Source organism: Methylobacterium sp. WL1 (genome assembly GCF_008000895.1).
Classification (GTDB): Bacteria; Pseudomonadota; Alphaproteobacteria; order Rhizobiales; family Beijerinckiaceae; genus Methylobacterium.
Genome location: NZ_CP042823.1, coordinates 4,944,882 through 4,967,609, shown reverse-complemented (window position 1 = coordinate 4,967,609; position 22,728 = coordinate 4,944,882). Strand labels below are relative to the sequence as shown.

Genomic DNA, 22,728 nt, shown 5'->3' with positions numbered 1-22,728 from the left:
ATGCTCGTGGTCTTGTATCTAGCCTGGTTATCGCGAGGGCAAGACATTGTCGCCTCTCCCTGCGATTAACGCCGCTCCGTTCGGCAAGGAAAAGATCCAGCGCCGGCTGGCGGCGATCCTTACGGCGGACATCGTGGGGTACAGCGCCCTGATGGGGAGCGCGGAAGAGGACACCCACCGCCGCGTCTGCGCGGAGATCAGCAAGCTTGGCCGCGCTATCGCGCGATCCGGCGGTCAGGTCTTCGGCGTCGCGGGCGACGGATTGATCGCGGAGTTCCCCAGCGCCGTCGACGCCGTAACCTGCGCGTTGCGCTTCCAGACCAACGCCCGGCGCCGCACGGGCGCGGTATCGCCCGAGCGGCGGCTCCTGTTTAGGATCGGCATCCATGCCGGCGAAATCATGGTTCAGGGCGACCAGATCGGGGGAACAGCGGTCAACATTGCAGCACGTCTCGAACCACTCGCGGATCCCGGCGGAATACTAATCTCGGCAGCTGTATACGATCAAGTCAGACAGCGAGTGCCGTCGGCCTTCGCGTGCGTCGGCGAGCGGCGGCTTAAAAACATTCGCGCGCCCGTCATGCTTTATGCCACTCACGCCAAGACTGTTCTGACAGAATCGGATGTGCCGACGCCGCCGCGTAGCTGGGACCGCGTGTCGGGGGAAGAGCGCCGCGATTACAGGCCGGTGCTGGCTGTGCTTCCGTTCCGAGCGCTCCACAGGAGCGAAGTGGACACGTACTTCGCGGAAGGCATGATCGACGACATTATCCGCGCCTTGAGCGGCCTCAAGGATCTGCTGGTCATATCCCGCAGCTCCACCGCGGGTTTTAAGCTCTTCCCGGTCGACCTGCACCGCGCTTTTCGTGAACTCGACGCGGACTACGTCCTGCACGGCAGCCTGCGACGCCAGGGAGATGCCTTGCGCCTCACAGTGGAACTAGCCAACCACGGCGGCGTGATCTGGGCGGATCGTTTCGACGGAACGCTCGGCAGTATCTTCGAAATGCAGGACGCGATCGCGATGCGGGTCGCGTCGATCGTCGCGCCGCACCTGCGATCCCATGAACTGGCGCGTGCGGACCGTAAACGGCCCGAGAGCCTCACGGCCTATGACCTGACGCTCCAGGCACTTAGTCTCATTCACAAATTGGAGCGGACGTCGTTCATCGAGGCCAGGAGATTGCTCGAACAGGCTGCGGCCTGCGATGCAGCCTACGCGCCGGCCTATTCCCACCTGGCATCGCTCGGCATGCAATGGATCGGCCAGGGCTGGTCCAATGACGATAATGCCGACTGCCTTGCGGCTTCCCATGCCGCGCGGATGGCTATCGAGCGCGATCCGAACGATGCGGTCGGCCTGTCAATCTACGGTCATCTTCAGTCTTATTTGCTTCACGACTATTACAGCGCCCAAGAATATTTTAAACGCGCACTTGCGGCAGGCCCCAGCTGTGCGTCAGCCTGGGCTTATAGCGGGTTAACTCTAGGTTACGCCGGCGAAACGGCGCGCGCTGTCGAGCATGCTGAACACGCGGTGCGACTATCACCATTGGGCAGCGATGCCTTTTGGCTGGAGCATTATCTATCGCAGGCCTATTACCTCGCCGGGCGTCACGAGGATGCAATCGCGTGGGGCCGCGCATCCGCGGCGAAGGGTGCCAGCAACGCCTCCAATTTGCGGTGCCTGATTGCGAGCCTCGTTGCGGCAGGGCAGCGCGCAGAAGCCGACCTAATCGCCCGTCAGCTCCTAAAACTCATTCCAGAATACCGCGTCCGTCTGTTCCGCAGCCGAACGCCGTTGTGCGGCCAAGTCCGCGATATTTTTGCTACTCAACTCCTTGAGGCTGGAATTCCCGACTGAATCGAACTGAAAGGAAGCTAGTATGCCCGCAAGCTTCAACGGAAATAACGGCAACAACGGAAATAACGGCAACTCCGGCAACGCCGGGGGCGGAGGCAACGCCTCGGGCAATTCCGCGGGTTGGTTCTTTCCCGATCGGGTCGCTCTGCCGTTCGTCTTTGCGCCTGCGGACACGCCGCCGGGGGGGGGCGCGGTGCCTCCCGGCGAGACGATCGGGGCGCTCGCCATCATCGCGCAACCGAAGTTTCCCGATCGCAATTGGTCGGCGGATTGGTACGCGTGGCAATGCTTGGTGGAATTCTCGACCACGAACTGGCGCGCCATGACGCCCGCATGGCCGTCCAGCATACCGCAGCTTCCGTCGGCCACCGCACAACCTCCGGCGTTTCCCGCCACCCCGCCAGTGGACTGGATCGTCGGCACCGGCGCCTTGAACGTGAAACAAGAGATCGACGATCTCGTCATCGCGGCAGAGGAGGAGCGGGCGGACGCGCTGGGCGAGATTCTGTCCCAGTCGGACGAATTCATCAGCTACTTCTTGAACGCTCTAACGTCCCAGCCCGGTTCTTATCCGAACACGAACAAGGTCCTGACGATTGCAAGTCTTATCGGCACATTCGTCGCCATGTACTACAAAGGCCAATATGTTCGGCCACGCCCCACGCACCTGTGCCCCGCGTTGATGCCGCCGCTTCAGGTCCCGGGCCACGCGTCCTTCCCGAGCGGCCACGCGACCCAAGCGCATCTCATGGCGCTGTGCATGCGCGACGTGCTCGCGGGGTTGCCGGTCGAGAAAACCGCCTCGGTCGTCCTGTGGACCTTGGCGAACCGAATCGCGCGAAACAGGGAGATCGCCGGTCTTCACTACAAAAGCGACACGGACGGCGGCCTCGCGCTCGCCATCAGCACCTTACCGCTGCTGCAGCAGTCCGGCACCGCGCCAGGCACCAGCAAGTATCAGATCGCCGTCGATGCAGCGCGGGAGGAATGGGCATGAGAGATCCATCGTCCGATCGAGGCGGCGTCGACGAGCGTGTGCTCGACGATCTGCAGCGACGTTTCACTGGCTTCGAGGCGCCCGCCCAGCCGATCATACCAGCCGATATCGATGCCTCGCGGCTTCGGGAATTCGGCCTGCCGCCGCGCCCGGGATCCGCCGCGCCCAGGATTCTGCACCAAGTGTGGGAGCGCGGATTCGGAAGGTCGCTGGCCCTCAAGTCATTCGCCCTTGACCCCATGGTCCGTGAGAGGATCAAGACAACCGCGTATCGGATCAGCGCGAAGCGCGCCAACCGATTGAGTCCGGCTGCAAGCCCACTCGACACCAGCCGGAACTGGGCCGGCGCTTATCTGACGGCCAATGGTGGCCAACAATTCGCTCAAGTCTGGGGGGTCTGGAAGACGCCCGAAACGCTACGCGTCCCGGACCCGCCGAACCCAGGGACGCCCGGCTTTCCCTACGTGTGCTCCCACTGGATCGGGCTCGACGGTCAGCGCCGCTATCTCGACGCCTCGCTGCCGCAGGTCGGCACCGTCTCTCTGTTGAAGGCGGACGGAGCGGTGACGGCGGAGGCGTGGACGCAATGGTGGACGCTGGACGCTGCGCACAACGCACCAACCTATCTCCCGCTTCCGCTCGCCCCGGGCAACGAGGTGCTCTGCGTGCTGACGGCAATCGATGCGCGGCGCGTGGTTGCCGTCGTCGTTAATCTCTCGACCTCACCGCCGGTCGGCATAGCCGTCCAATACGTTCCTCAGACCGTCGACATCGACGGCCAAATGATCAGTCCCAAGATCACAGGCGCCACCGCGGAATGGATCGTCGAGCGACCGAGCGTCGTCGGAAGTTCGGATATCTACAACTTTCCAAACTACGGCACTGCCGCGTTCGACCTGTGCGTCGCTGTCGAAAGCCCGGCCGAGGATTTCCCGGCCCTCTCCTCCGGCGTTCCGCAGGTGCTGCACGGGACGCGCTACATCAGGATGCTCGAACGCAAGCGCGACCCGGCGCGCATCGCCGTCCTGTCCCTCGCCAAGGGTTGCAGCCCGACTTCGCTGAAGGTGACGTATGGAGGACTGCGCTGACTCCAGCCCTTCCTGATCGATCACTGTGATGGGTGGATCCCCGCCACGGGTGTGTAGGGTGCAGCGCGTAGAGGCAGTCGTCGAGCGGCAGCAGGGTATGCCGCCGGAAGGCAACGATGACCGCCTCGTCGTCCAGGAACTGATCCGTAGTCGCTTCCTAACGTGTCGCCCCGATGCCCAATCGAAAAATTCGCCGGCGTAGAACAAAGCGGGCTTCGTTCTGTAAGCCACTCCCAAGCAAAAGATCGGGTGGTAGCCAGTAGTGTCCGCTTACGCGATGTCGGCATAACAAGCTGAATGACCGGATTGGGCGCAAAGCCGAATGTCTGATCTTGCGAGCTTCGGCGATCCGGCGTCACGTCTTATGGCTGATAGCGGAATAGCTGCTCTGGAGAGTCCATGGCGTCGAAGCAGCCATTCCGAAATCAACTCATCACGGGCGCAGCAACGGAACCTATCAAAACGGTCAAGCTACTCGCTTCGGCGCCAACTACAAGACGGGCACATCGTTCGACTTCGCTGACTACACCTCATCTGCCGGTCCTAAAGAACATTTCGCCTACCATCCGTTTCGCGGTCGTACGGGATGGGCGTTGCCATTCCTTCCTCTCAATAAGTGCTATGAGGCGCTGCAAAATCGCATGGGATCAGGCGTCGAGGGCCATCAGGCTCGCATTGCCACCTGCCGCCGCCGTGTTGATCGACACCGCCCGTTCTTCGAAGAGATCCGAGAGCTCGTAATCCTCCAGATTGGACGCCGTGAGGATCGACTGGATCGTCAAGATTGGACCGCTCCGTCCGGCGATCCGGCGGGTCAGCCCCGCGAGGTCGGCCCGTTCGCCTTCGTGGAGCACGCCGCCAAGTCCGGGGGCGATCGCGGGATCCTCTGCGGGGATGATCTTGCGCAGGACCCCCGCAGGCAAGCCGTCGAACAGGCCCGATAACGCCCTCGCAGCCGTGATCACGGCGCTCTGGCCGGTCGCCAGGATCGCGCCGACCTGGAGCAATGTTCCCTCCTCGCCCGAGGCCAAGGCCGCGATTGGGCCGCGAGGACGGAGGCTGTAGATGTTGCGTTCACCGACCGGGCCCGGCAACACGCATTCGGTGCCGGCAGGTGCCCGGGCGAAATAATTTTCGACTCGGGTCGCGACGTCGGCGTGGCCCCGCTGCCGGAGCCATCTGATGTAATCCTGAGCGACCGTATCGGCGGAGGACGGAGTTGCGGTCGCACCGGCTGCGGACGGAGCCATGCGAGGCAGCAGGCGGCGGAGGTAGCGCGGACCGCCAGCCTTCGGCCCTGTCCCGGACAGGCCCGAGCCGCCGAATGGCTGCACGCCGACCACAGCGCCGATGGTGTTGCGATTCACATAGATGTTGCCCGCCTCGATCCGGTCAAGAACGCGCGTAACCGTCTCCTCAATTCGGGTGTGCAGGCCGAAGGTCAGCCCGTAGCCGGTGGCATTAATGGCGTCGATGAGCGCGTCGAGATCATCCCGCCGATAGCGCAGCACGTGGAGCACTGGGCCGAACACTTCGGCCTCCACATCCGATATTTTGGCAATCTCGATCACCGTGGGAGGGACAACGGTGCCCGCATCCGTGGCCGGGGTCTTGCCCAATTGCGTAATCTTATGGCCGCGCATCCGCATCGTCTCGATGTGGCGGGTGATGCCTTCGGCCGCCCCGGAGGTAATCACCGGACCGATATCGACGGACAGGCGCCGGGGGTCGCCCACTTCCAACTCGCACAGGGCGCCGTGCAGCACGGCCAGCGTCTTTTCGGCGATCTCCTCCTGGAGACACAGGATGCGCAGGGCCGAGCAGCGTTGACCGGCCGAATCAAAAGCGGAGGCGAGGACGTCCGTCACAACCTGCTCGGGCAGTGCGGAGGTATCCACGATCATCGCGTTCTGCCCCCCGGTCTCGGCGATGAACGGCACCGGGCGTCCGTCCGTGGTCAGGCGATCCGCGAGGGTCCGCTGGATCAGACGGGCGACGGCGGTCGAGCCGGTGAACATCACGCCTTGAACCCGCGCATCGCCGACGAGCGCGGCGCCGACGTCGCCCGCACCGGGGAGGAGATGCAGCACATCCACGGGGATCCCGGCTTCGCTCAAAAGCCGCACGGCCTCAGCCGCGACGAGCGGGGTCTCCTCCGCCGGCTTGGCGAGCACGGTGTTGCCAGCCGCGAGGGCGGCCGCCACCTGCCCGGTGAAGATCGCGAGGGGGAAATTCCAGGGCGAGATGCAGACGACCGGGCCAAGGGACCGTCCGTGGTCGGGGCTGCAGACCCGTTCGGCCTCGCCGGCATAGTAGCGCAGGAAGTCCACCGCTTCCCGCACCTCGGCGACGGCATTCGACAGGGACTTGCCCGCCTCCCGCACGATCAGGCTAAGCAGAACCGGCATCCGCATCTCGAAAGCGTCCGCGGCGGCGCGGAGCAGCTCGGCCCGGAGGGCTGGTGGCGTCGCGACCCAATTCGGCACAGCCGCCGATGCGGTCGCCAGGGCCTGGGCGATGTCGGCGGGCTCCGCGGCGCGCGCATGGCCCACCACGTCGCCGCAATCGGCAGGGTTGAGGACCGGTTCGCAGGCCTCCGCAGCGGAGCGTCCGGATGGAACGGCGGTCCAGGCCCTGGTGGCTCCCTTAGCTAGGTCGGTGGCGAGCTGGGCGAGCACGGCCTCGTCGTTCAGATCTAGGCCGGCCGAGTTTCGCCGCCCAGCGCCGAACAGGTCGCGCGGGGCCGCGATCCGCTCGTGTGCCGCCCCCGGCTCGCGCATCGCCCGCACTGTGGAGACTGGATCGGCGATGAGGTCGTCGATTGATACGGACGCGTCGGCGATGCGGTTGACGAAGGAGGAGTTCGCGCCGTTCTCCAAGAGTCGCCGGACGAGATAGGCGAGCAGGGTCTTGTTGGTGCCCACAGGGGCGTAGATCCGGCACGGGCGGCCGATGACGCCGGTGCTGACCACGGCCTCGTAGAGCGCTTCGCCCATCCCGTGCAGGCACTGGAACTCGTAGTCGCCGGGCCGGAAATCCGGGCCGGCCATCTCCACAATGCTGGCCAGGGTCTGCGCGTTGTGCGTGGCGAATTGCGGAAACACCGCGTCCGGCGCGGCCAGCAGCTTCCGAGCGCAGGCGAGGTAGGACACGTCGGTGTGGGCCTTGCGGGTGAAGACCGGGAAGTCGGAAAGCCCCTCGACCTGCGCCCGTTTGATCTCGCTGTCCCAGTAGGCGCCCTTCACCAGCCGTACCATCAGGCGGCGGTCGCTCCGGCGGGCGAGATCGACAAGCCAGTCGATGACGAAGGGGCAACGCCGCCCGTAGGCCTGGATGACGAACCCAAGTCCGTTCCATGCCCCGAGCTCCGGATCGGTGGCGAGCGCCTCGAAGATGTCGAGGGACAGGTCGAGCCGATCGGCTTCCTCGGCGTCGATGTTCAAGCCGATGTCGTACCCCCTGGCTAGCAGGGCCAGCGCCTTCACCTGGGGGATCAGCTCATCGAGCACGCGGGCGCGCTTCATCCGGGTGTAGCGCGGGTGCAGCGCCGAGAGCTTGATCGAGATGCCCGGCCCCCCGGTGATGCCCCGACCGGCGGACGCCTGCCCGATGGCATGGATCGCCTCCTCGTAAGAGGCTTGGTAGCGGCCGGCATCCTCGGCCGTGACCGCGGCCTCGCCGAGCATATCGTAGGAATAGGTGAAGCCCTTCGCCTCACGGCGGCGCGCCCGGCGCAGCGCATCGGCGATGGTCTCACCCATCACGAACTGCTCGCCCATCAGCCGCATGGCAAGGTCCACGCCTCGCCGGATCAACGGCTCCCCACCCCGCCCGATCAGGCGCGTCAGGGCCGAGGACAATCCGCCTTCGTTCGTCGTCGCGGTTAGCTTGCCGGTCACCAGAAGGCCCCAGGTGGCCGCGTTGACGAACGGCGAGGGACTGTGGCCGAGATGGGCTCGCCAATCACCGGAGGCGATCTTATCGCGGATCAGCGCGTCGCGGGTTGCGGCGTCCGGGATGCGCAGCAAGGCCTCGGCAAGGCACATCAAGGCCACGCCCTCCTGGCTCGACAGGTCGTACTCGTGAATCAGGCCTTCGACGCCGCCCCGCGGTGTGGTCCGCCGCAGGCCCGCGACGAGGCCGCGTGCCGTCGCGGCGACACGGGCCGCCGCCTCTGAAGGAAGCTCCGCGAGATCGAGGAGCGGCGCCAGGCACTCCGCCTCAGGGCGCCGGTGAGCCGCAACGATCGCCATGCGCAGCAGCGACAGTGCAGGTAGGTCGTCCTGGAAGTCCGCAAACGACGCGTGAACGTGTGCAACGCGCCGGGCTGAAGACACGATCGACATGGCAGAACCCGTCTCCCTCCGCCGGCCCTTGGCCCGCCTCTTGGGATGTTGTAGGGGCGCTAGGGCGGTGATAACATCCAACAATCACGCCGAAAGTCGGCGGATTTCTCAATGGAATAGCTAGCTGGTAGTGAAAAGCACGGATTCGACTGATGCTGCTATCCTGCGCATCCTGCAGCAGGACGGGCGCATATCAACCGTCGACCTCGCCGAGCGGCTGAGGCTCTCGCCCACCGCCACGGCCGAACGTCTGAAGCGGCTGACCCGCGAGGGATACATCACTGGCTACGGTGCTCGCCTCGATCCGGCGATGCTCGATCTGGGATTGCTGGTGTTCATCGAAGTGTTGCTCGACAAGACTACCGGCACGGTGTTCGACCGCTTCTCAGCGGAGGTCCGCCGCGTGCCCGAGATCTTGGAATGCCACATGGTGGCCGGAGGCTTCGACTACCTGCTCAAGGCCCGGGTGAAGGACATGGCCGCCTACCGCCGCTTTCTGGGGCAGGTCATGGTCGATCTGCCCGGCGTGAAGGAGACACGCACCTACGCGGTGATGGAGGAGGTCAAGACGGACAGCCCGCTGCCCGTGTGAACCTTACCCTTCGACGACGAGCGAGGCAGCGACGAGATCTTCCAGGGACGCGCCGACGGACTTGAACACGGTGATCTCTTCGGCGTCCCTGCGGCCAGCCTTCGCCCCGCTGCATAGGTCGTGCAGGTCGCCCGCGAGCCGGTCCTCCGACCACGTGCCGTCCGCGATCGGCTGCGTCAGGTCGCCGGCCTCGCGCAGGGCCCCGGCATAGGTGTCGACATAGACACGGGCGACGCGAATCAGCGCGTCGTCGCTCTCGCGCATCGCGGGCGTAAAGGCGCCCACGAGGTCGACATGGGTACCGGGGTGGACGTGACGGCCAAGCACCAGCGGCTGCGTCGAGGTCGTGGCGCAGCTGACGATGTCGGCGGCCGAGACCGCCGCCGGAAGATCGGCCGCCGGCTCGGCGGGAAGCCCCTCCTCCCGCAGCCGCGCCGCCAGGGCCTCGGCCTTCGCTGCCGAACGACCCCAGACCAGCACGCGCCGGATCGGCCGGATGGCGACGTGCGCGTGGGCGAGCGCTGGCGAGAGGTGACCGGTCCCGACAAGGGCGAGCACCGCGCTGTCCGGACGAGAGAGGTACGTCGAGGCGAGCGCCGAGGCGGCGGCGGTGCGGCGGTTCGTCAGCGCCTCGCCGTCGATCATCGCGCGGGGCGCTCCCGTCTTTCCATCGAACAGGACGTACACCGCGTGGACGGCGCCGAGGCCGCGCTCGGCATTGCGGGGGAACACGTTCACCAGCTTGACGCCGACCAGGTCACCCCGGCGCCAGGCCGGCATGGCCAGGAGGCGACCGGGCGCCTCCGCTGCGCCGACCTCGTGGGCCGTCCGGACGGGGGCCTCGATATCGGCGGCGGCGAAGGCGCCGCGCAGAGCTTCGATCAAGCGCGGATGGTCAAGGGCGGCATGAACCGCATCGTGATCGAAGAACGGAATCAAGGGATCACCTTTGAGCGCAGTCCGAGCGCGGCGGCGCCGGGCGCGGCCGTCACGGCACGATCGGGGGATGATAGGTGAAGGTCGTCATCAGGACCGCCGCCAGCACCAGCATGATCGGCAGGTGGATCATGAACTGCACCGCCGTGTAGCCGATAAGATCGCGGGATTTCAGCCCGAGCACGCCGAGCAGCGGGAGCATCCAGAACGGATTGATGAAGTTCGGCAGCGTCTCGGCGATGTTGTAGACCATCACCGTCCAGCCGAGATGGGCGCCGACCTCATTGGCCGCCTTCATCACGTAGGGAGCCTCAATCACCCACTTGCCGCCGGCCGAGGGGATGAAGAAGCCGAGCACCGCCGAGTAGATCCCGACGAGGACCGAGAAGGCCCCTGATCCGTGGGCGAGGCTGACGAACCCGTGGGCGATGGCGTCCGACAGGGTCGAGCCGTCCGCCGCCTTCACCTTGGTCAGCATGTAGGCGATGCCGCCGTAGAAGGGGAACTGGAGCAGCACGCCGGAGACGCTCGGCATCGCCTTGGCGAAGGACGCGATGAAGCCCCGCGGCCGCCAGTGCAGCAGGGCGCCGAGCAGCAGGAACACGAAATTGTAGCTGTTGAGGCCCGACATCGTGATCAGCGGGTTGCCCGCCTTGAAGGCATCGTAGAGCCACCCGGATGCGAGGACGAGGACGAGGATCGTCAGAAGCGGGCTGTGCTCCAGCCATTCGCCCGGACGACTCGCGCGGATCACCTTGGGCTGGGCGTCGACGAGGTCGATCCCAAGATCTGCGGCCGTTCGGGCATTCGCATCAGAGGGGGTGGTCAGGTAGCAGATCGCGGCCGAGAGCAGCGTGCCGAAGGCGACGACGACGAGGTTCTGCCACGTCAGGATGGTCTGCTCGAAGCCGATCACGCCCGTGATCGGCAGGAGCGAGGCCGGAATGCTGGCGGCATTGGCTTGCAGCTGTGCCGGCCCCGAGCTGATGCCGAGGGTGAAGCCGAAGCCGAGGCCGAGATAGCCCGCCGCGCCGGCGGCCCGGTAATCGAGGCGCAGATCCTGCCGGCGGGCGATTTCGCGCACCAGCAGGCCGGAGAAAATCAGGCTGACGCCCCAATTGAGCAGAGACAGCAAGATGCTGGTGATGCCAACGAACACCACGGCCCCGCGCCCGGTGCGCGGCAGGGCGGCGGCCCTGCGCATCAACCCGGCCACGGGGGGCGAGACGGCAACGACGTAGCCGCCGACCGCCACCAGCGCCATCTGCATGGTGAAGGGGATCAGGCTCCAGAAGCCGTCGCCGAACGCCTTGCTGATCGCAAGCGGTTCGCTCCCGTGGGCGAATACTCCCAGGGCGACGATGCAAGCTGCAATGAGAACGAAGACGTAGCTGTCGGGGAACCAACGCTCGGCGAAGGCCACGATCGCCTGCGAGACGCGCACGAGACGACCCTCCCGGGCTAGATCCGGGCTGGGCGGGGCGATGGGCGTCAAGGTAGCCGTATCGCTCATCGGTCGTGTCTTCCTTTCAGGCGTCGAGGACGAGGTCACTGACCGGCACAGCGCGGCAGGTCAGGCAATGGTCGGGCTCGCCGTCGTAGGGGCCGAGGTGGGCGACCGACCCGGACGCGACGGGCACGCTGCAGCTTTCGCACTGGCCCGCCCGACAGCCGCTCGGCAGCCCGAGCCCCGCCGCGTCGGCCGCGTCGAGCAGGGTTCCGGCGGAGGGCGTCCAGGTGAAGCCCGTTCCGCTGCGGGCAAGGCGCACGGTTCGCGGTGCAAGGTCAGAAGGCACGGCCATGGCCGACGCAAAGCTCTCGCTGAACACGTCGAAGCGCGGGACGCCGAGTCTTGTCAGGGCCGCCCTCCCGTCGCGGAGGAAGGCATCCGGCCCGCACAGGTACACGAGGGGGCGGCACGCCGGATCCGGCAGGGCCAGCTCGGACATGGCCGGCCGACCGGCCCGCTCGTAATCGACCCCGATCCGATCCTCCGGGCGCGGGCGCGTGAACACGCGGGTGATCCGCAGGCGTGGGAGGGCCGCCGCGGCCTCGCGGAGGCGGACCCCGAAGGCCTCCTCCGCTCCGTTGCGGGAGATCGCGACCAGATGCACCTCGGGCGCGGAGTCCGGGCGCGCGGCAAGCGCGGCGAGGTAGCCTACGAACGGGGTGATGCCGATCCCGGCCGCGAGCAGGACGATGGGGCGATCCCCCCCAAGCGGCGGAGTGAACGTGCCTGCCGGCATTTCGAGCTCGACCGGATCGCCGGACTTCAGCCCGTGGACGAGGCTCGACATTCGTCCGGCCGGCCAGCCTTCCTGCGCGGCGTGGTGCTTGACGCCGATCTCGTAGGTCTCCGGCGTCAGGGCGTCACCCGTCAGGGAATAGGCGCGGCTGAGGCCCGGGACTGTGGCGTGGAGGATGGCGTATTGGCCGGGAAGGTAGGCGGGAACTGGACCATCATCCGCAGGCGCGAGAGTGAACGCGGCGATGTCCGCCCCCTCGCGCCGCAGCGACGCGACGCGGAACGAGCGCCGGCCTTGCCAACGTCCGCGATTGGCCCCGACGGCGCGGACAAGCTCGCAAGCCACCGCCCGCAGGGGCACGGAACCACTTACCGGATCTCGGGCCGCGTCGGACAGGGCGGCATTGACGTTCGCGCTCGTCGACCCGGCAACCGGCGAGCCCTCACGCCCCAGGGGCGGGCAATCCTCCCACCAGCCAAACTCCGTGATCACCGTCCCGCTCGGCAGCGTCGCGTCGATGCGCGCCCGCAGGTGGGCCTCGCCGTGAGCGGTCCGCACGATGACGGCATCGCCCTCGGCGATCCCGCGGAGGCGGGCGTCGTCGGGCGCCACCTCGACGGTCGGCGCTGCCGCGCGCTTCCGCAGAGAGGCGATGTGGCGGTAGGCACTGTGCACATACCAACCGGTCTTGGCGGTCGACATCACCAGCGGCAGGCCGGGCTCGTCGAGTCCTGCGGGCTCGACATGGTGGGCGAGAGGGGGCTGCCCATGCGCGAGCAGATCCTCGGAGTAGAGCGTGATCCGCCCCGTCGCCGTGGGAAAACCGACGACCGACCCGTCCTGGCGGAGGGCTTCGTATTTGCGCCGGGCCGTCGGCTGAGGCAAGCGGATGCCCCCGGGGCATGCCCGTAGGTCGTCTACCGTCAGCCCGACGGGCGCGAGCTGGTAATTCCAGCCGGCTTCGATCGAGCCGCCGAAGAACTGTTCGCCATGCCCGAGGCGACAGGCGAGATCGAAGGCGATGGCGTAGTCGGAGCGGGTGCCGCCCAGGGGCGGCACCATGGCTTGGCGCAGCTGCACCAGTTCCACCGCTTCCTGCGTGATCTCGAACCCGACCTTCAGCGCCTCGCGCTCCCAGGGCAGACTCGCCGGCAGCACGATGTCGGCATTCGCGGCGGTCGGATTCAGGAACATGTCGACGTGGACGTGGAAGTCCAGCGCTTCCAGAGCGGCTTGGTTGCGGCCCGTATCCCCCTGCGAGACCACGAAGTTCGTGCCGAAGCTCATCAAGCCGCGCACGCGGTAGGGCTCGCTCTCGAGCACGGCGCGGGTGAAATCGCGAGCGGTGATCCATCCCCGGCTCGGCGGCCCGAGGGGCAATTCGGCCAAGCCGAGGGCCTTTGCCCGCTGCGCCGGGGCCAGCAGATCGTAGGCATTCACCGATCGGGTCGGAGGGGCGGTCGTCCAGAGGTTGCCGCCGTCGCGGTCAACGGCTCCCGTAAGGGCGTAGAGCGTCGCGATCGCACGCTCGGTGGTGGTGGCGTTGGTGTGTTGACCCACCCCCGTCCAGGAATGATAGGCGAGCCGTGGCGCGCCCGCGAAGAGCGCGTTGAAGCGCGCGATCGCCGCAGGATCGAGTTGGGTGACCGTGGCGACATGGGCCGGATCGTAAATGTCGGCCTCTTCGGTCAGCAGGCGCAGGACACTGGCACACGTGCGCCTGTTGCCCGCGGCGTCCATCAGGCGGACCTGTGTGTCGAGTTGCGCGGCAGCACCGGCAGTCGGGTCGCGTGGGTCGCGCGGCTGCGGCCGCCCCGCTTCGTCGAGCACGACAAAGCCGCTGGCGCCGGGCCACAACTCGGCGGCCTTCAGAAGACGTTCATTGGCACGATCGACGAGGAACGCCGCGTCCGTCCAGTCGTGGACGAAGGCCCTGTCGTAGCTTCCCTCCCGCAGGAGGTGGCGGATCGCCCCCATCGCCAGGGCTCCGTCCGCCCCCGGGCGGATCGGTAGCCAGAGGTCGGCCGTCTCGCCGGAGCCGCCGCGCTTGGGATCGACCACCACGACGGTCGCTCCGCGCCTGCGGGCGTCCGCGATGCGTGTCGCTTGGGCGAGCCACGTGCGGGTCGGGTTGTGGCCCCACAGCACGATGGTATCGGCCGTCTCGTAATCGGGGGTGCCGATCCCGCGGCCGAAGGTCAGGGCGTGGGCGAAATCCTTGTGCCAGCCGCAGATCTCGACGGCGTAGATCAGATTGGGGCTGCCGAAAACCCGGACGAACCGCTCCACCCATTCGAAGCTGTCGACCATCGGCGTGCCGCTCGGCGTGGTGACCGCGAAGGCGACTGTCTCAGCGCCGTGCCGTGCACGCAGATCCCCGAGACGGGCGGCAATGTCTGTCATTGCCTCGTCCCAGCCGATCTCGACCCAGCCCGGATCCGCACTGCCGCGCTCCCGGGTGCGACGAAGGGGCGTCGTCAAGCGGCGGGGGCTACCAAGAAGTTCCGGTGCAGCCCGTCCCTTGGCGCAGAGCGCTGCGCCGGTCGGATGCGCGGGATTCGGTGCGACGGAAACGAGCCGTCCGCCCTCGATCCTGTTGAGCGATCCGCAACGCGATCGGCACAGGGTGCAATAGCCTTCCTTGATGTCAGCAGACATGGAAGCAGCCTCAGTAGCGCGTCACGCATTACCATTGGGTTGGTGGTAGTTCAAGCGAGGGCCAAAACACGCTATTGGTCCTGCCGGGAGAAGGCGTGCCGTGCTGGATTGCAAAGATCGAACCAATCCGCTCGCGACGGAAGAGAACCTGCGGGAGCGAGTCGAGCGGCAGTTACGCCTCGACATACTCGCCGGTACGATCGAGCCGGGCACGGTATTCTCAGTCCCCTCGCTCTCCCGTTCTCTCGGGATCTCGACGACGCCTGTTAGGGAGGCGCTTCTCCAGCTTGCCGCCGATGATTTGCTGCAGCCGATCCGCAATCGCGGTTTCCGAGTTGTCGATCCGACGCTCGACGAGTTGCGCAACCTGTTCGAGGTTCGCGTGCAGCTCGAAGCTCAGGCCTTCGCGAAAGTCGTGCGGGCCGGAGCTGTTGACGTGAACGATTTGATGAAATGGGCTGACGAGATTGCGAGGGCTGTGCGGGATCGTGATGTGCCGGCCTATCTCGTGGCGGACCGGTCTTTTCACGAAGCGCTCTTGTCCCGTGCGGGCAACCCGATCCTTACCGGCATCGTCATGAAGCTGCGCGACAAGATGCGGCTTTACGGCATACGCTCGAAGGCTGGGCGGACGAGACAAGACGCGTCTGTGGCAGAGCACTACCGCATCGTCGACCTCGTTACAGGGCGGGTCAAGGACGATGCGATGACCCTAATGACGGACCACATCATGGCCTGGGAGCCGGTCTTTACGGAAGCAGTACTGATGCGGAGAATCAACTGAATTCGGCCTATTGCTGATCGTTTTCTATTGTAGAGACCATTCTTTCCGGAATGTATTGGCCCAATCCTCTTCTCACTACTCAATTTGTAGGCGTTTCAGTGTCGAAGGGCGTCCGCTTGGGGGGATGTGAGCAGGCCCCTCGAATGACTGAGATGGCCGCGACTGAGACCCACAAGCTGTGCTGTCACAGCGTCCGCTTCGGAGAGTCCGCGAGATGGCGCTGAGCGGCCGAGATGGGCGCAAAACTGAATGTCGGCTTTAAGGCGAGGCCTCACCTCCAAACAGGGCGCTCAGCGGTCAACATGCGGGCGGGTTGGGCGCGGGTTAGGTCCTGGTGAGCGATCGCGCCTACGACAGTGACGCTCTGCGGGTCCAGATGGCCGAGCATGGGGCATGGACCAACGTGAAGCCGATAGCCAACCGCAAGCAAGTACTGGCGATCCGCCCGTTCCAGCATAGATACCGCAATCTGGTTTAGCGTTTTTCAGCAGGACTAATGACTTCCGCGCCGTCACCACGTGCTACGCAAAGTATTCATACGACCTGCGCACCAGCAACACACCCGCAGCCGTCGGGGCCTAACTGCGAATCTTATGCGCCCACGACTTAATTCATCAAAATCGACGAGCGATTTGTCTATGCCATGATGGCGGCAGTCAAATTGTCATTATCCCGCCCGAAGCCAACGACCGCCGGACAAAAGCCTTATTAGCGCACCTCTACGAAGTCCATAACCTGGCCGGAATATTATAAAATCTGAATAAACTGATTGGCCTGCCCCCATTCGGTGGCCCAGGTTCGAAGTTAGTGCATCGTCGGTCGCGTGACGATGGCGGGGTGAGCGAGCGGCCCTGAGCCGCTCGGTTCGGTTGGCCAGATGACGACCTCGGGCGCAGGTGGCTGGTAGCCGAGTGAGGAGTGTGGCCGGATGCTGTTGTAGTGCCTCCGCCATTGCTCGATCACGACGCTGGCCTCTTTGAGGGTGTAGAACACCTCGCCGTTGAGAAGTTCATCCCGCAGCTTCGCGTTGAAGCTCTCGCAATAGCCGTTCTCCCACGGACTGCCCGGCTCGATGTAGGCGGTCGCTGATCCAACCGCCGCGATCCAGTCCTGAACGGCCTTGGCGATGAACTCCGGCCCGTTGTCCGAGCGGATATGCCCTGGCACCCCGCGCAGGCTGAACAGGTCCGAGAGTACATCGATCACGTCCAATGCCTTCAGCTTACGAGATACGCGGATGGCCAGGCACTCGCGTGTGAACTCGTCGATGACGTTCAGCATCCGGTACTTGCGTCCATTGTGCGTGCGGTGCTCGACGAAGTCGTAGGACCAGACGTGGTCGGGACGCTCGGGCCGTAAGCGAAGGCAGGAGCCGTCGTTGAGCCAGAGGCGCGACCGCTTCGGCTGGCGAGCGGGAACCTTGAGGCCCTCGCGGCGCCAGATCCGTTCGACCCGCTTCACGTTCACCGTCCAGCCATCGCGCCGGAGCATCGCGGTGATCCGACGGTAGCCGTAGCGCCCATACTGCAGAGCCAGGGCGACGATAGCAGCCGTCAAAGCAGCCTCGTCCTCGACCATCACGGCGACTTTGCGCTGCGTCGAACGATGCTGACCCAGGACACGGCAAGCGAAGCGTTCGGACACACCGTGCTCGGCAACGACGTAGTCGACACAAGCCCGGCGGCGAGCCGGGCTCAGAAGTTTCCCGAAGCTGCCTCCTTCAAAATGAGCTTCTCCAGCGTCAGGTCCGAGATCGCCCGACGCAGACGCAGGTTCTCCGTCTCCAAGGACTTCAGCCGCTTGACCTGATCACCCTTCAGACCGCCGTACTCGGAACGCCAACGGTAATACGTAACCTCGGTCACCTCGATCGACCGGATTGCTTCAGCAACCTTGCGACCCTGCGAGACCAGGACATCGACCTGCCGCAGCTTAGCGACGATCTCTTCAGCCGTATGCTTCTTCCGTCCCATAAAAACATCCTCCAAATGGCCCAAAGCCATACATCAGGGAGGACCACTTTTCAGGGGGCAGGCCAGATTCCGACAATTTATCTGAATTAATCTGCCTAAAATAAAATTTATTTTTGTTAATAGATCATGCGTTAGGACTCGACAACCGCTAAAGATTTTAAGGTTAATATCCACGCTTTCGTTTTTTATATGAGTAACTCGGTTTTCGAGCTGTCGAGGGCTTGTAGACGAGCGAGTGCTTGTTAGATGATGCCATAGAGGTGGTGCACTGCCCCTCGACGTCGATATCTAGTCCCGGCAGCCATCCTTTCCCGAGGACGGCCGCCGGCGCGGTTCCCGCCGCGCCAGCGACCTGACCATCAGCGTCACCCTGCTGTAACAGGAGACAGCCACATGGCTGAGACCATCTACGGCGCAGCTGCGTCTGTGTGCAACCTTGGCCGGCCCACACGTGCCGGCCGTGCGCGCCCCCATCCCGACTTCGTCGATCACCCCTTGATCACCCCAGACGTGCAGGTGCGTTTGCTCGCCGCCGTGGACGAGACCGGCGATGCCGCGCTCAGCGACCTCGCCTTCGCCATCCCGGATCACCCGCAGCCGATCTCGGCAGTGCTCGCGCTCGTCGACGCTGGCATTCTGGGCATCGACTTGGCAAGCGTCTTCGACGCCTCTTGCCGCGTCTGGCGCCTCTCCTCCCCCCAACTCTGAACCTCGCGCCGGTGCACGGTTTCTGACCGCCATCGGCCCGTCAGTGGTCCGCTGCGGTGGACCGCTGGGTCATGCGCGCGCTGTCGCCGGTCCGAGCCAGACATTCACGCCGCCCAGCCCCGTGGGCGGCAGCCGTCCCCCAAAAGCCCGCGATCGTCGCCAGACGCCTAGTCGTCGGCAGGCCGATCTCGGTGGAGGTTTCGCATGATGAACTTCGCGATGACTCACAGCGCCAAGAAAGACACCGCATCAAGTCGGGGCATTCCGGCTGCTCAACCTCAAGCCGCCGACGAGCTGATCCCGCTCGGATCGGCCTTCACATTTGCGCAGCGCCTGTCCAGGCGCTTCGACGGCGCCCGCCTGATCACGATGCTCGGTTCCGACCTCGTGGTCGGCGTTGCCCCGATCGATGAGGTCCACATTCTGTTCCAGGAAACGGCCTTGACGTCCTACGCCGCGTACATCGCCCTGTCCCGAGCGCAGGATGGCTATTGCATCGCGGTCCACGAGCCGGATGCCGAAGCGGAGCATGTGGTCGCGGGCGACGGCGATTGCGCGTCCGGCGAAGCCAAGGTCGGCGAGACCATCAAGGTACCCCGTCGCTGGCAAGAGCACCTGCGCCTGCCGCCGCTGCGGATCGAGCGGCTCTTCATCATCGGATCGACGCACAAAGCCCGCATCGGCAAGGATGCGATCCTCGCCTTGCAGGCCTTGCTCACCCGGCAGATCCAGAGGGCCGGGCACTGCAGCGTGGTCGGGGCATCTCCGCAGGAAGCGATGCTGGAGCAGACCGACCCCGGTCTCGGCGCCCGCTGGCTGGCAGATGCGCGCCAGCTCCTTGTCGGCGCAGGCTGCCTCGCTCTCGAACCTCGCGGGACCTGGCTACGGCCTGCGATCCAGATCGCTCCGCGTGAGCGAGCGGGTTCCGACCCGGATACCCCCATCGCGGTACCGCCGTTGACGGGACTGAAGCGAGGCTACCGGCTCGATGTCCCACTGCCAGTGTTCGGTCTGCCCGAAGTGCGGCGCTATACGCTCGCGTGGCGCGAGGTCCGGGCGACCGCGGTGAGCGTTCCGGGCTGTACGATCCTGGAAGCCGGGTCGACGCTCGCCGCCGAGGATGGCTCAAGTATTCAGCCGGGGGTCGCCAACAAGCGCAGGCAGCTCGTGGCGGCGGGGGCAGCCTACCTCGGGGAGGATGGTCTCCTGCATCTCAGGGTGCCGGTGGTGATCCCGTCGCTGACCAATGGCGGTCGGCTCGCCACCGCCACCAACGTACCCGGTCGCGTGTGGTCCGCCCGGTAGCGCGCAGGATCACGACCAAGGCCCCACGGGACGCGGGTTTTCCATCACCTCTTCAGTCAGCCCCTTTTCGGCACCGCACCCTCGCGTCGGTGGCCGTTGGATCGCGCCATGACCCGACTCATTTCGACGTCTCCACCGCGCGGACCGGACCATCGACCGTCGCAGCTCGCGGCGATCGGCGGCCTCGCAGCCGATGACTCGGATCCCTCGACTGCGACCGCAGCGGTGCCGGTCATGCGGCTTCAGCTCTTATCCGACCTGCATGTCGACCTCGCTGACACCGGCCGGCTGCAGCTTGTACCCGGCGCCGACCTCGTCGTAGTGGCCGGCGACACGTGCCAGGGGGCGGTCGCCGCCTTCGCCTACCTCCGCCAGCACATCCCGGCGCCGATCCCGATCGTCATGGTGATGGGCAATCACGAGTACTACGGCGCGGTCCTGCAAGACGAGCTTGCCCGCGCCCGCGCTGCCGCCCAGAGTTTCGATATCACCCTCTTGGAGAACGACGCCGTCGTGATCGGCGGCGTGCGTATTCTCGGGTGCACGCTCTGGACGAACTACCGCTTGTTCGGCGCAGGGCATCGCCCAGTCGCCATGGCGGCCGCGCGCAGGGTGATGAACGATCATCGCCGGATCGCCGGCGCACACCTGCCGGCATGGCAGCCCTTCCTGCCCGCCGATGCCGCCGACCTGCACGCGGGCTCGGTCCGGTTCATCGCCGATACCCTCGCCATGCCGCACGATGGCCCAAGCATCGTCGTGACGCACCACGCTCCGCATCCAGAAGGCATCGCACCGCGCTTCGGACGCGATCCGGTCAGCGCTGCCTTCGCCAGCGACCTCTCGGACCTCATCGCCGCGGGGGGCCCCGAGCTTTGGCTCAGCGGCCATACCCATCACCCCATCAATCTGATGATCGGGCGCACCCGCCTCGTCTCGAATCCACACGGGTACGGAGACGAGTGCAAGGCCTTCGACCCCGCCCTCGTCATCGAGATCCCGATCACCCGCAGCAAGGAGAACCGGCCATGAGCATGCATTCTGACATGGCGACGCACGCGTGTGTAGCGGCGACGATCCCGGCCTCGGGTGACGTCGACGAGATCGAGGCCACAACCCGGAGCTCGACAGCGGCCGAACGCGAAGTTGTCGCGATGACAATCGACATGCTCGTCCGCGATCTCCCGGACGAAACTGACGTCGAAGCCAAGGAGGCCGATGCTGAGGCGGACGAATCCGGCGCGGGTGACGGCGGCGTGGGCGGCCGACGCCCGGACAGGCGAGGTGTCCGCAGGTTCGAGGGCCTAGTCGACCCGACCAGCCTCTTGGCTCAGATGGCCGTCAACACCGTCTTGCCGCTGCGCGTCTTCCGGTCTTTGCGCGAAGCTAAGCCCGTGGTGGTGGTGGTTGCGGTGCCGAGCAGCAGCTGGGTCGGACCGGTCGAGGCGGTGATCGCCCGGGTCAGCGGCCATAAGGCCACCTGCATCGCCAAGGTGAACCGGCCGCGCGCCTCCCCCACGCCGGACCCCGACGTCGATGCCGCTGAGCGTATCGCCGGAGGCCGACCCGTCGTAGCGATCACGCCGGATCGCGAATGGGTCGCCCCGGTGCTACTTGCCGCGGCCGACGCGCACATCGACGTGCCGCCGCTCGATGCCGACCTCGTCAACCGAGCCATCGGCATGTGGTGTGGGCGGCGACCGCGCCGGGCGCTCGAGCCTAAGGATCTCGCCGGCCTCGACCTACCCGACGTCGCCGCCGCCCTACGGCCGGGCGCGGCTCCGGCCGATTGCGTCGCACGCATTCGCAGGGCGAGCGACGCGCGCGTTGGCCTGACTGACGGCGAGGCGGTGACGCCGCTCGACCGTCTGACTGGCTACGGCGAAGCCCACGTCTGGGCGATGCGGACTGCGGTTGACATCGCCCGGGTGCGCCGCGGCGAGATGAAGGCCCAGCTGCTGGAAGGGGCAGTACTTCACGGGCCGCCTGGGACGGGCAAGTCGACGCTTGCGCGCTCCCTCGCCCAGGAAGCGGGGGTCATCTTTGGAGAGACGAGTGTTGGCGAATGGTTCGCCAATGGCTCCGGCTTTCTGGACAGCGTGATCAAGCAGATCTCTACTTTCTGCGATCGACTCGAGATCGCGGCCAGGCAACAGGGATGTGCGGTCGGTTTCATCGACGAACTTGATGCACTACCAAATAGATCACGCCTGGATGATCGCGGATCGTCATGGTGGTTACCCGCGATCACCTTCTGTCTGCTCAGATTCGAGCAACTGCGCCGGGCGGGCGTGGTGCTGGTCGCGGCCACAAATGACATCACGCGCATCGATCCCGCCCTACTCAGACCGGGACGATTCGATCGGTCGTTCCTGATCGGTCCACCGGATGAGGCCGGCCGCCTCGGTATCCTACGCGTTCATCTCGAAACCGACCTGTTGGATGCCGATCTCTCGCCCGTCGCGCGCCTGAGCCATGGGATGACCGGCGCGATCCTGGCCGGCGCAGTGCGGGCCGCCCGGCGCCGGGCGCAGGTGGCCGGGCGCGCTATGAACCGGGACGACTTGATGGCCGAGATCGCCCCGGCCGATCCTCGCTCGGCGGAACAGCTTCGCGCCGTGGCGCTTCATGAGGCCGGTCACGCCGTCGTCGCGATCAGGCTGGGCTTTTCGGTGATCCAGGTCTCGATCGAGGCCGGGGGGCGGCACGGCGGCTCGACCGTCGTCAGCATTGCGGATCGCTCGCCAGATCGCGCCGCGATCGAGCGACAAGTGGTCGGCCTACTCGCCGGGCGTGCCGCTGATGGAATCATCGGCGACGGTGTCGATGCAGGGGCCGCCTTCGACCTTCGCGATGCGACCCGGCAGCTCTCGGCCCTGCATGGAAGTTTCGGCCTCGGTGAGACCCTGCGCGCTGTGGTCGGCCAGCAGGACGCGGCCCTGCTGTTGCGCGAGGATCCCGCGATGGCGGCGCGGGTTGAGGCCGACTTGCACCGGCTTCAACTCGCGGCAGAAGACCTCGTCCGAGCTGATCGTGTGGCGGTGCTGGCCCTCGTCGAGGTTCTGCTCGCCCGCCGGGTGATGACCGGCGCCGAGATCGCAGAGATCGCCGCCGCGCACAAGCCGCGCATCCGGGTCCGCGCCGGCCATCGCATCGTAGTGAAGTCTCAGCATCACGACGGCATCGGATCCTGACCTGCCGCACCGAATCCGTCACCACTGCGCCGTGAAT

14 protein-coding genes and 1 pseudogene are annotated in these 22,728 nt (G+C 65.9%); 10 read left to right on the top strand and 5 right to left on the bottom strand.

The window, feature by feature from the left end:
- Positions 1 to 46: 46 nt before the first annotated feature.
- Genes FVA80_RS24225 through FVA80_RS24215 form a run of 3 tightly spaced genes read left to right on the top strand, consistent with a single transcriptional unit; the run spans position 47 to position 3,949 of the window.
- Positions 47 to 1,864 (top strand): adenylate/guanylate cyclase domain-containing protein, encoded by a 1,818-nt coding sequence (locus tag FVA80_RS24225; protein ID WP_147907763.1) that lies wholly within the window; start codon positions 47 to 49, stop codon positions 1,862 to 1,864.
- Positions 1,865 to 1,886: 22 nt separating this feature from the next.
- The gene (locus FVA80_RS24220) at positions 1,887 to 2,861 is read left to right on the top strand and encodes a phosphatase PAP2 family protein (RefSeq protein ID WP_147907762.1); all 975 of its coding nucleotides are present in this window, start codon (positions 1,887 to 1,889) and stop codon (positions 2,859 to 2,861) included.
- Positions 2,858 to 3,949: a G1 family glutamic endopeptidase gene (locus FVA80_RS24215; protein WP_187193492.1), complete on the top strand. Its 1,092-nt coding sequence runs from the start codon at positions 2,858 to 2,860 to the stop codon at positions 3,947 to 3,949. Before FVA80_RS24220 ends, FVA80_RS24215 begins: the two co-directional genes overlap by 4 nt.
- Before the next feature lie 647 nt (positions 3,950 to 4,596).
- On the opposite strand, the gene putA is transcribed toward FVA80_RS24215, so the two are convergent.
- Complete coding sequence (gene putA, locus FVA80_RS24210) at positions 4,597 to 8,295, bottom strand: trifunctional transcriptional regulator/proline dehydrogenase/L-glutamate gamma-semialdehyde dehydrogenase (protein ID WP_147907760.1); 3,699 nt, start codon at positions 8,293 to 8,295, stop codon at positions 4,597 to 4,599.
- Between the two features lie 130 nt (positions 8,296 to 8,425).
- Here putA and FVA80_RS24205 point away from each other — a divergent pair, with 130 nt between their 5' ends.
- Positions 8,426 to 8,887 (top strand): Lrp/AsnC ligand binding domain-containing protein, encoded by a 462-nt coding sequence (locus FVA80_RS24205; protein ID WP_050736324.1) that lies wholly within the window; start codon positions 8,426 to 8,428, stop codon positions 8,885 to 8,887.
- 3 nt (positions 8,888 to 8,890) lie between these two features.
- Here FVA80_RS24205 and FVA80_RS24200 read toward each other — a convergent pair whose 3' ends face one another.
- Genes FVA80_RS24200 through FVA80_RS24190 form a run of 3 tightly spaced genes read right to left on the bottom strand, consistent with a single transcriptional unit; the run spans position 8,891 to position 14,727 of the window.
- On the bottom strand, positions 8,891 to 9,826 hold the full coding sequence (locus FVA80_RS24200) for an ornithine cyclodeaminase family protein (RefSeq protein ID WP_147907759.1): 936 nt from the start codon (positions 9,824 to 9,826) through the stop codon (positions 8,891 to 8,893).
- 49 nt (positions 9,827 to 9,875) lie between these two features.
- On the bottom strand, positions 9,876 to 11,336 hold the full coding sequence (locus FVA80_RS24195) for a TIGR00366 family protein (protein WP_147907758.1): 1,461 nt from the start codon (positions 11,334 to 11,336) through the stop codon (positions 9,876 to 9,878).
- 16 nt (positions 11,337 to 11,352) lie between these two features.
- Positions 11,353 to 14,727 carry a molybdopterin-dependent oxidoreductase gene (locus FVA80_RS24190; protein WP_147907757.1) on the bottom strand — a complete coding sequence of 1,125 codons (3,375 nt, stop codon included), beginning with the start codon at positions 14,725 to 14,727 and terminating at the stop codon, positions 11,353 to 11,355.
- A 100-nt stretch (positions 14,728 to 14,827) separates the two neighbouring features.
- Between FVA80_RS24190 and FVA80_RS24185 the strand changes: the two genes are divergently transcribed.
- A complete protein-coding gene (locus FVA80_RS24185) occupies positions 14,828 to 15,511 on the top strand; it encodes a GntR family transcriptional regulator (RefSeq protein ID WP_243959405.1) in 684 nt (227 codons plus the stop codon).
- 284 nt (positions 15,512 to 15,795) lie between these two features.
- Positions 15,796 to 16,042, top strand: a pseudogene (locus tag FVA80_RS31615) (IS5/IS1182 family transposase); the annotation flags it as partial.
- 273 nt (positions 16,043 to 16,315) lie between these two features.
- Here FVA80_RS31615 and FVA80_RS24180 read toward each other — a convergent pair.
- Positions 16,316 to 17,484 (bottom strand): IS3 family transposase gene (locus FVA80_RS24180; RefSeq protein ID WP_147911033.1). Its coding sequence is split into 2 segments (ribosomal slippage): positions 16,316 to 17,220 and positions 17,220 to 17,484, totalling 1,170 coding nucleotides; the frame shifts between segments, so codons are not numbered across the junction.
- A 393-nt stretch (positions 17,485 to 17,877) separates the two neighbouring features.
- Between FVA80_RS24180 and FVA80_RS24175 the strand changes: the two genes are divergently transcribed.
- The 4 genes from FVA80_RS24175 to FVA80_RS24160 all read left to right on the top strand — a co-directional run bounded on the left by FVA80_RS24175 (position 17,878) and on the right by FVA80_RS24160 (position 22,691).
- Positions 17,878 to 18,192, top strand: coding sequence for a hypothetical protein (locus FVA80_RS24175; protein ID WP_147910756.1), 315 nt, complete (start codon positions 17,878 to 17,880; stop codon positions 18,190 to 18,192).
- A gap of 204 nt (positions 18,193 to 18,396) precedes the next feature.
- Entirely contained in the window at positions 18,397 to 19,497 is a 1,101-nt protein-coding gene (locus tag FVA80_RS24170; protein WP_147910755.1) for a hypothetical protein, read from the top strand.
- A gap of 96 nt (positions 19,498 to 19,593) precedes the next feature.
- On the top strand, positions 19,594 to 20,529 hold the full coding sequence (locus FVA80_RS24165; protein ID WP_246692121.1) for a metallophosphoesterase: 936 nt from the start codon (positions 19,594 to 19,596) through the stop codon (positions 20,527 to 20,529).
- The gene (locus FVA80_RS24160; protein WP_147910754.1) at positions 20,526 to 22,691 is read left to right on the top strand and encodes an AAA family ATPase; all 2,166 of its coding nucleotides are present in this window, start codon (positions 20,526 to 20,528) and stop codon (positions 22,689 to 22,691) included. Before FVA80_RS24165 ends, FVA80_RS24160 begins: the two co-directional genes overlap by 4 nt.
- The last annotated feature ends 37 nt before the right edge of the window (positions 22,692 to 22,728 follow it).

Bases quoted from the DNA above. Each gene is read 5' to 3' on its own strand.
- FVA80_RS24170 (WP_147910755.1), top strand. From the start codon at position 18,397: ATGATGAACTTCGCGATGACTCACAGCGCCAAGAAAGACACCGCATCA.
- FVA80_RS24195 (WP_147907758.1), bottom strand. From the start codon at position 11,336: ATGAGCGATACGGCTACCTTGACGCCCATCGCCCCGCCCAGCCCGGAT.
- putA (WP_147907760.1), bottom strand. From the start codon at position 8,295: ATGTCGATCGTGTCTTCAGCCCGGCGCGTTGCACACGTTCACGCGTCG.
- FVA80_RS24220 (WP_147907762.1), top strand. From the start codon at position 1,887: ATGCCCGCAAGCTTCAACGGAAATAACGGCAACAACGGAAATAACGGC.
- FVA80_RS24215 (WP_187193492.1), top strand. From the start codon at position 2,858: ATGAGAGATCCATCGTCCGATCGAGGCGGCGTCGACGAGCGTGTGCTC.
- FVA80_RS24175 (WP_147910756.1), top strand. From the start codon at position 17,878: ATGGCTGAGACCATCTACGGCGCAGCTGCGTCTGTGTGCAACCTTGGC.
- FVA80_RS24190 (WP_147907757.1), bottom strand. From the start codon at position 14,727: ATGTCTGCTGACATCAAGGAAGGCTATTGCACCCTGTGCCGATCGCGT.
- FVA80_RS24160 (WP_147910754.1), top strand. From the start codon at position 20,526: ATGAGCATGCATTCTGACATGGCGACGCACGCGTGTGTAGCGGCGACG.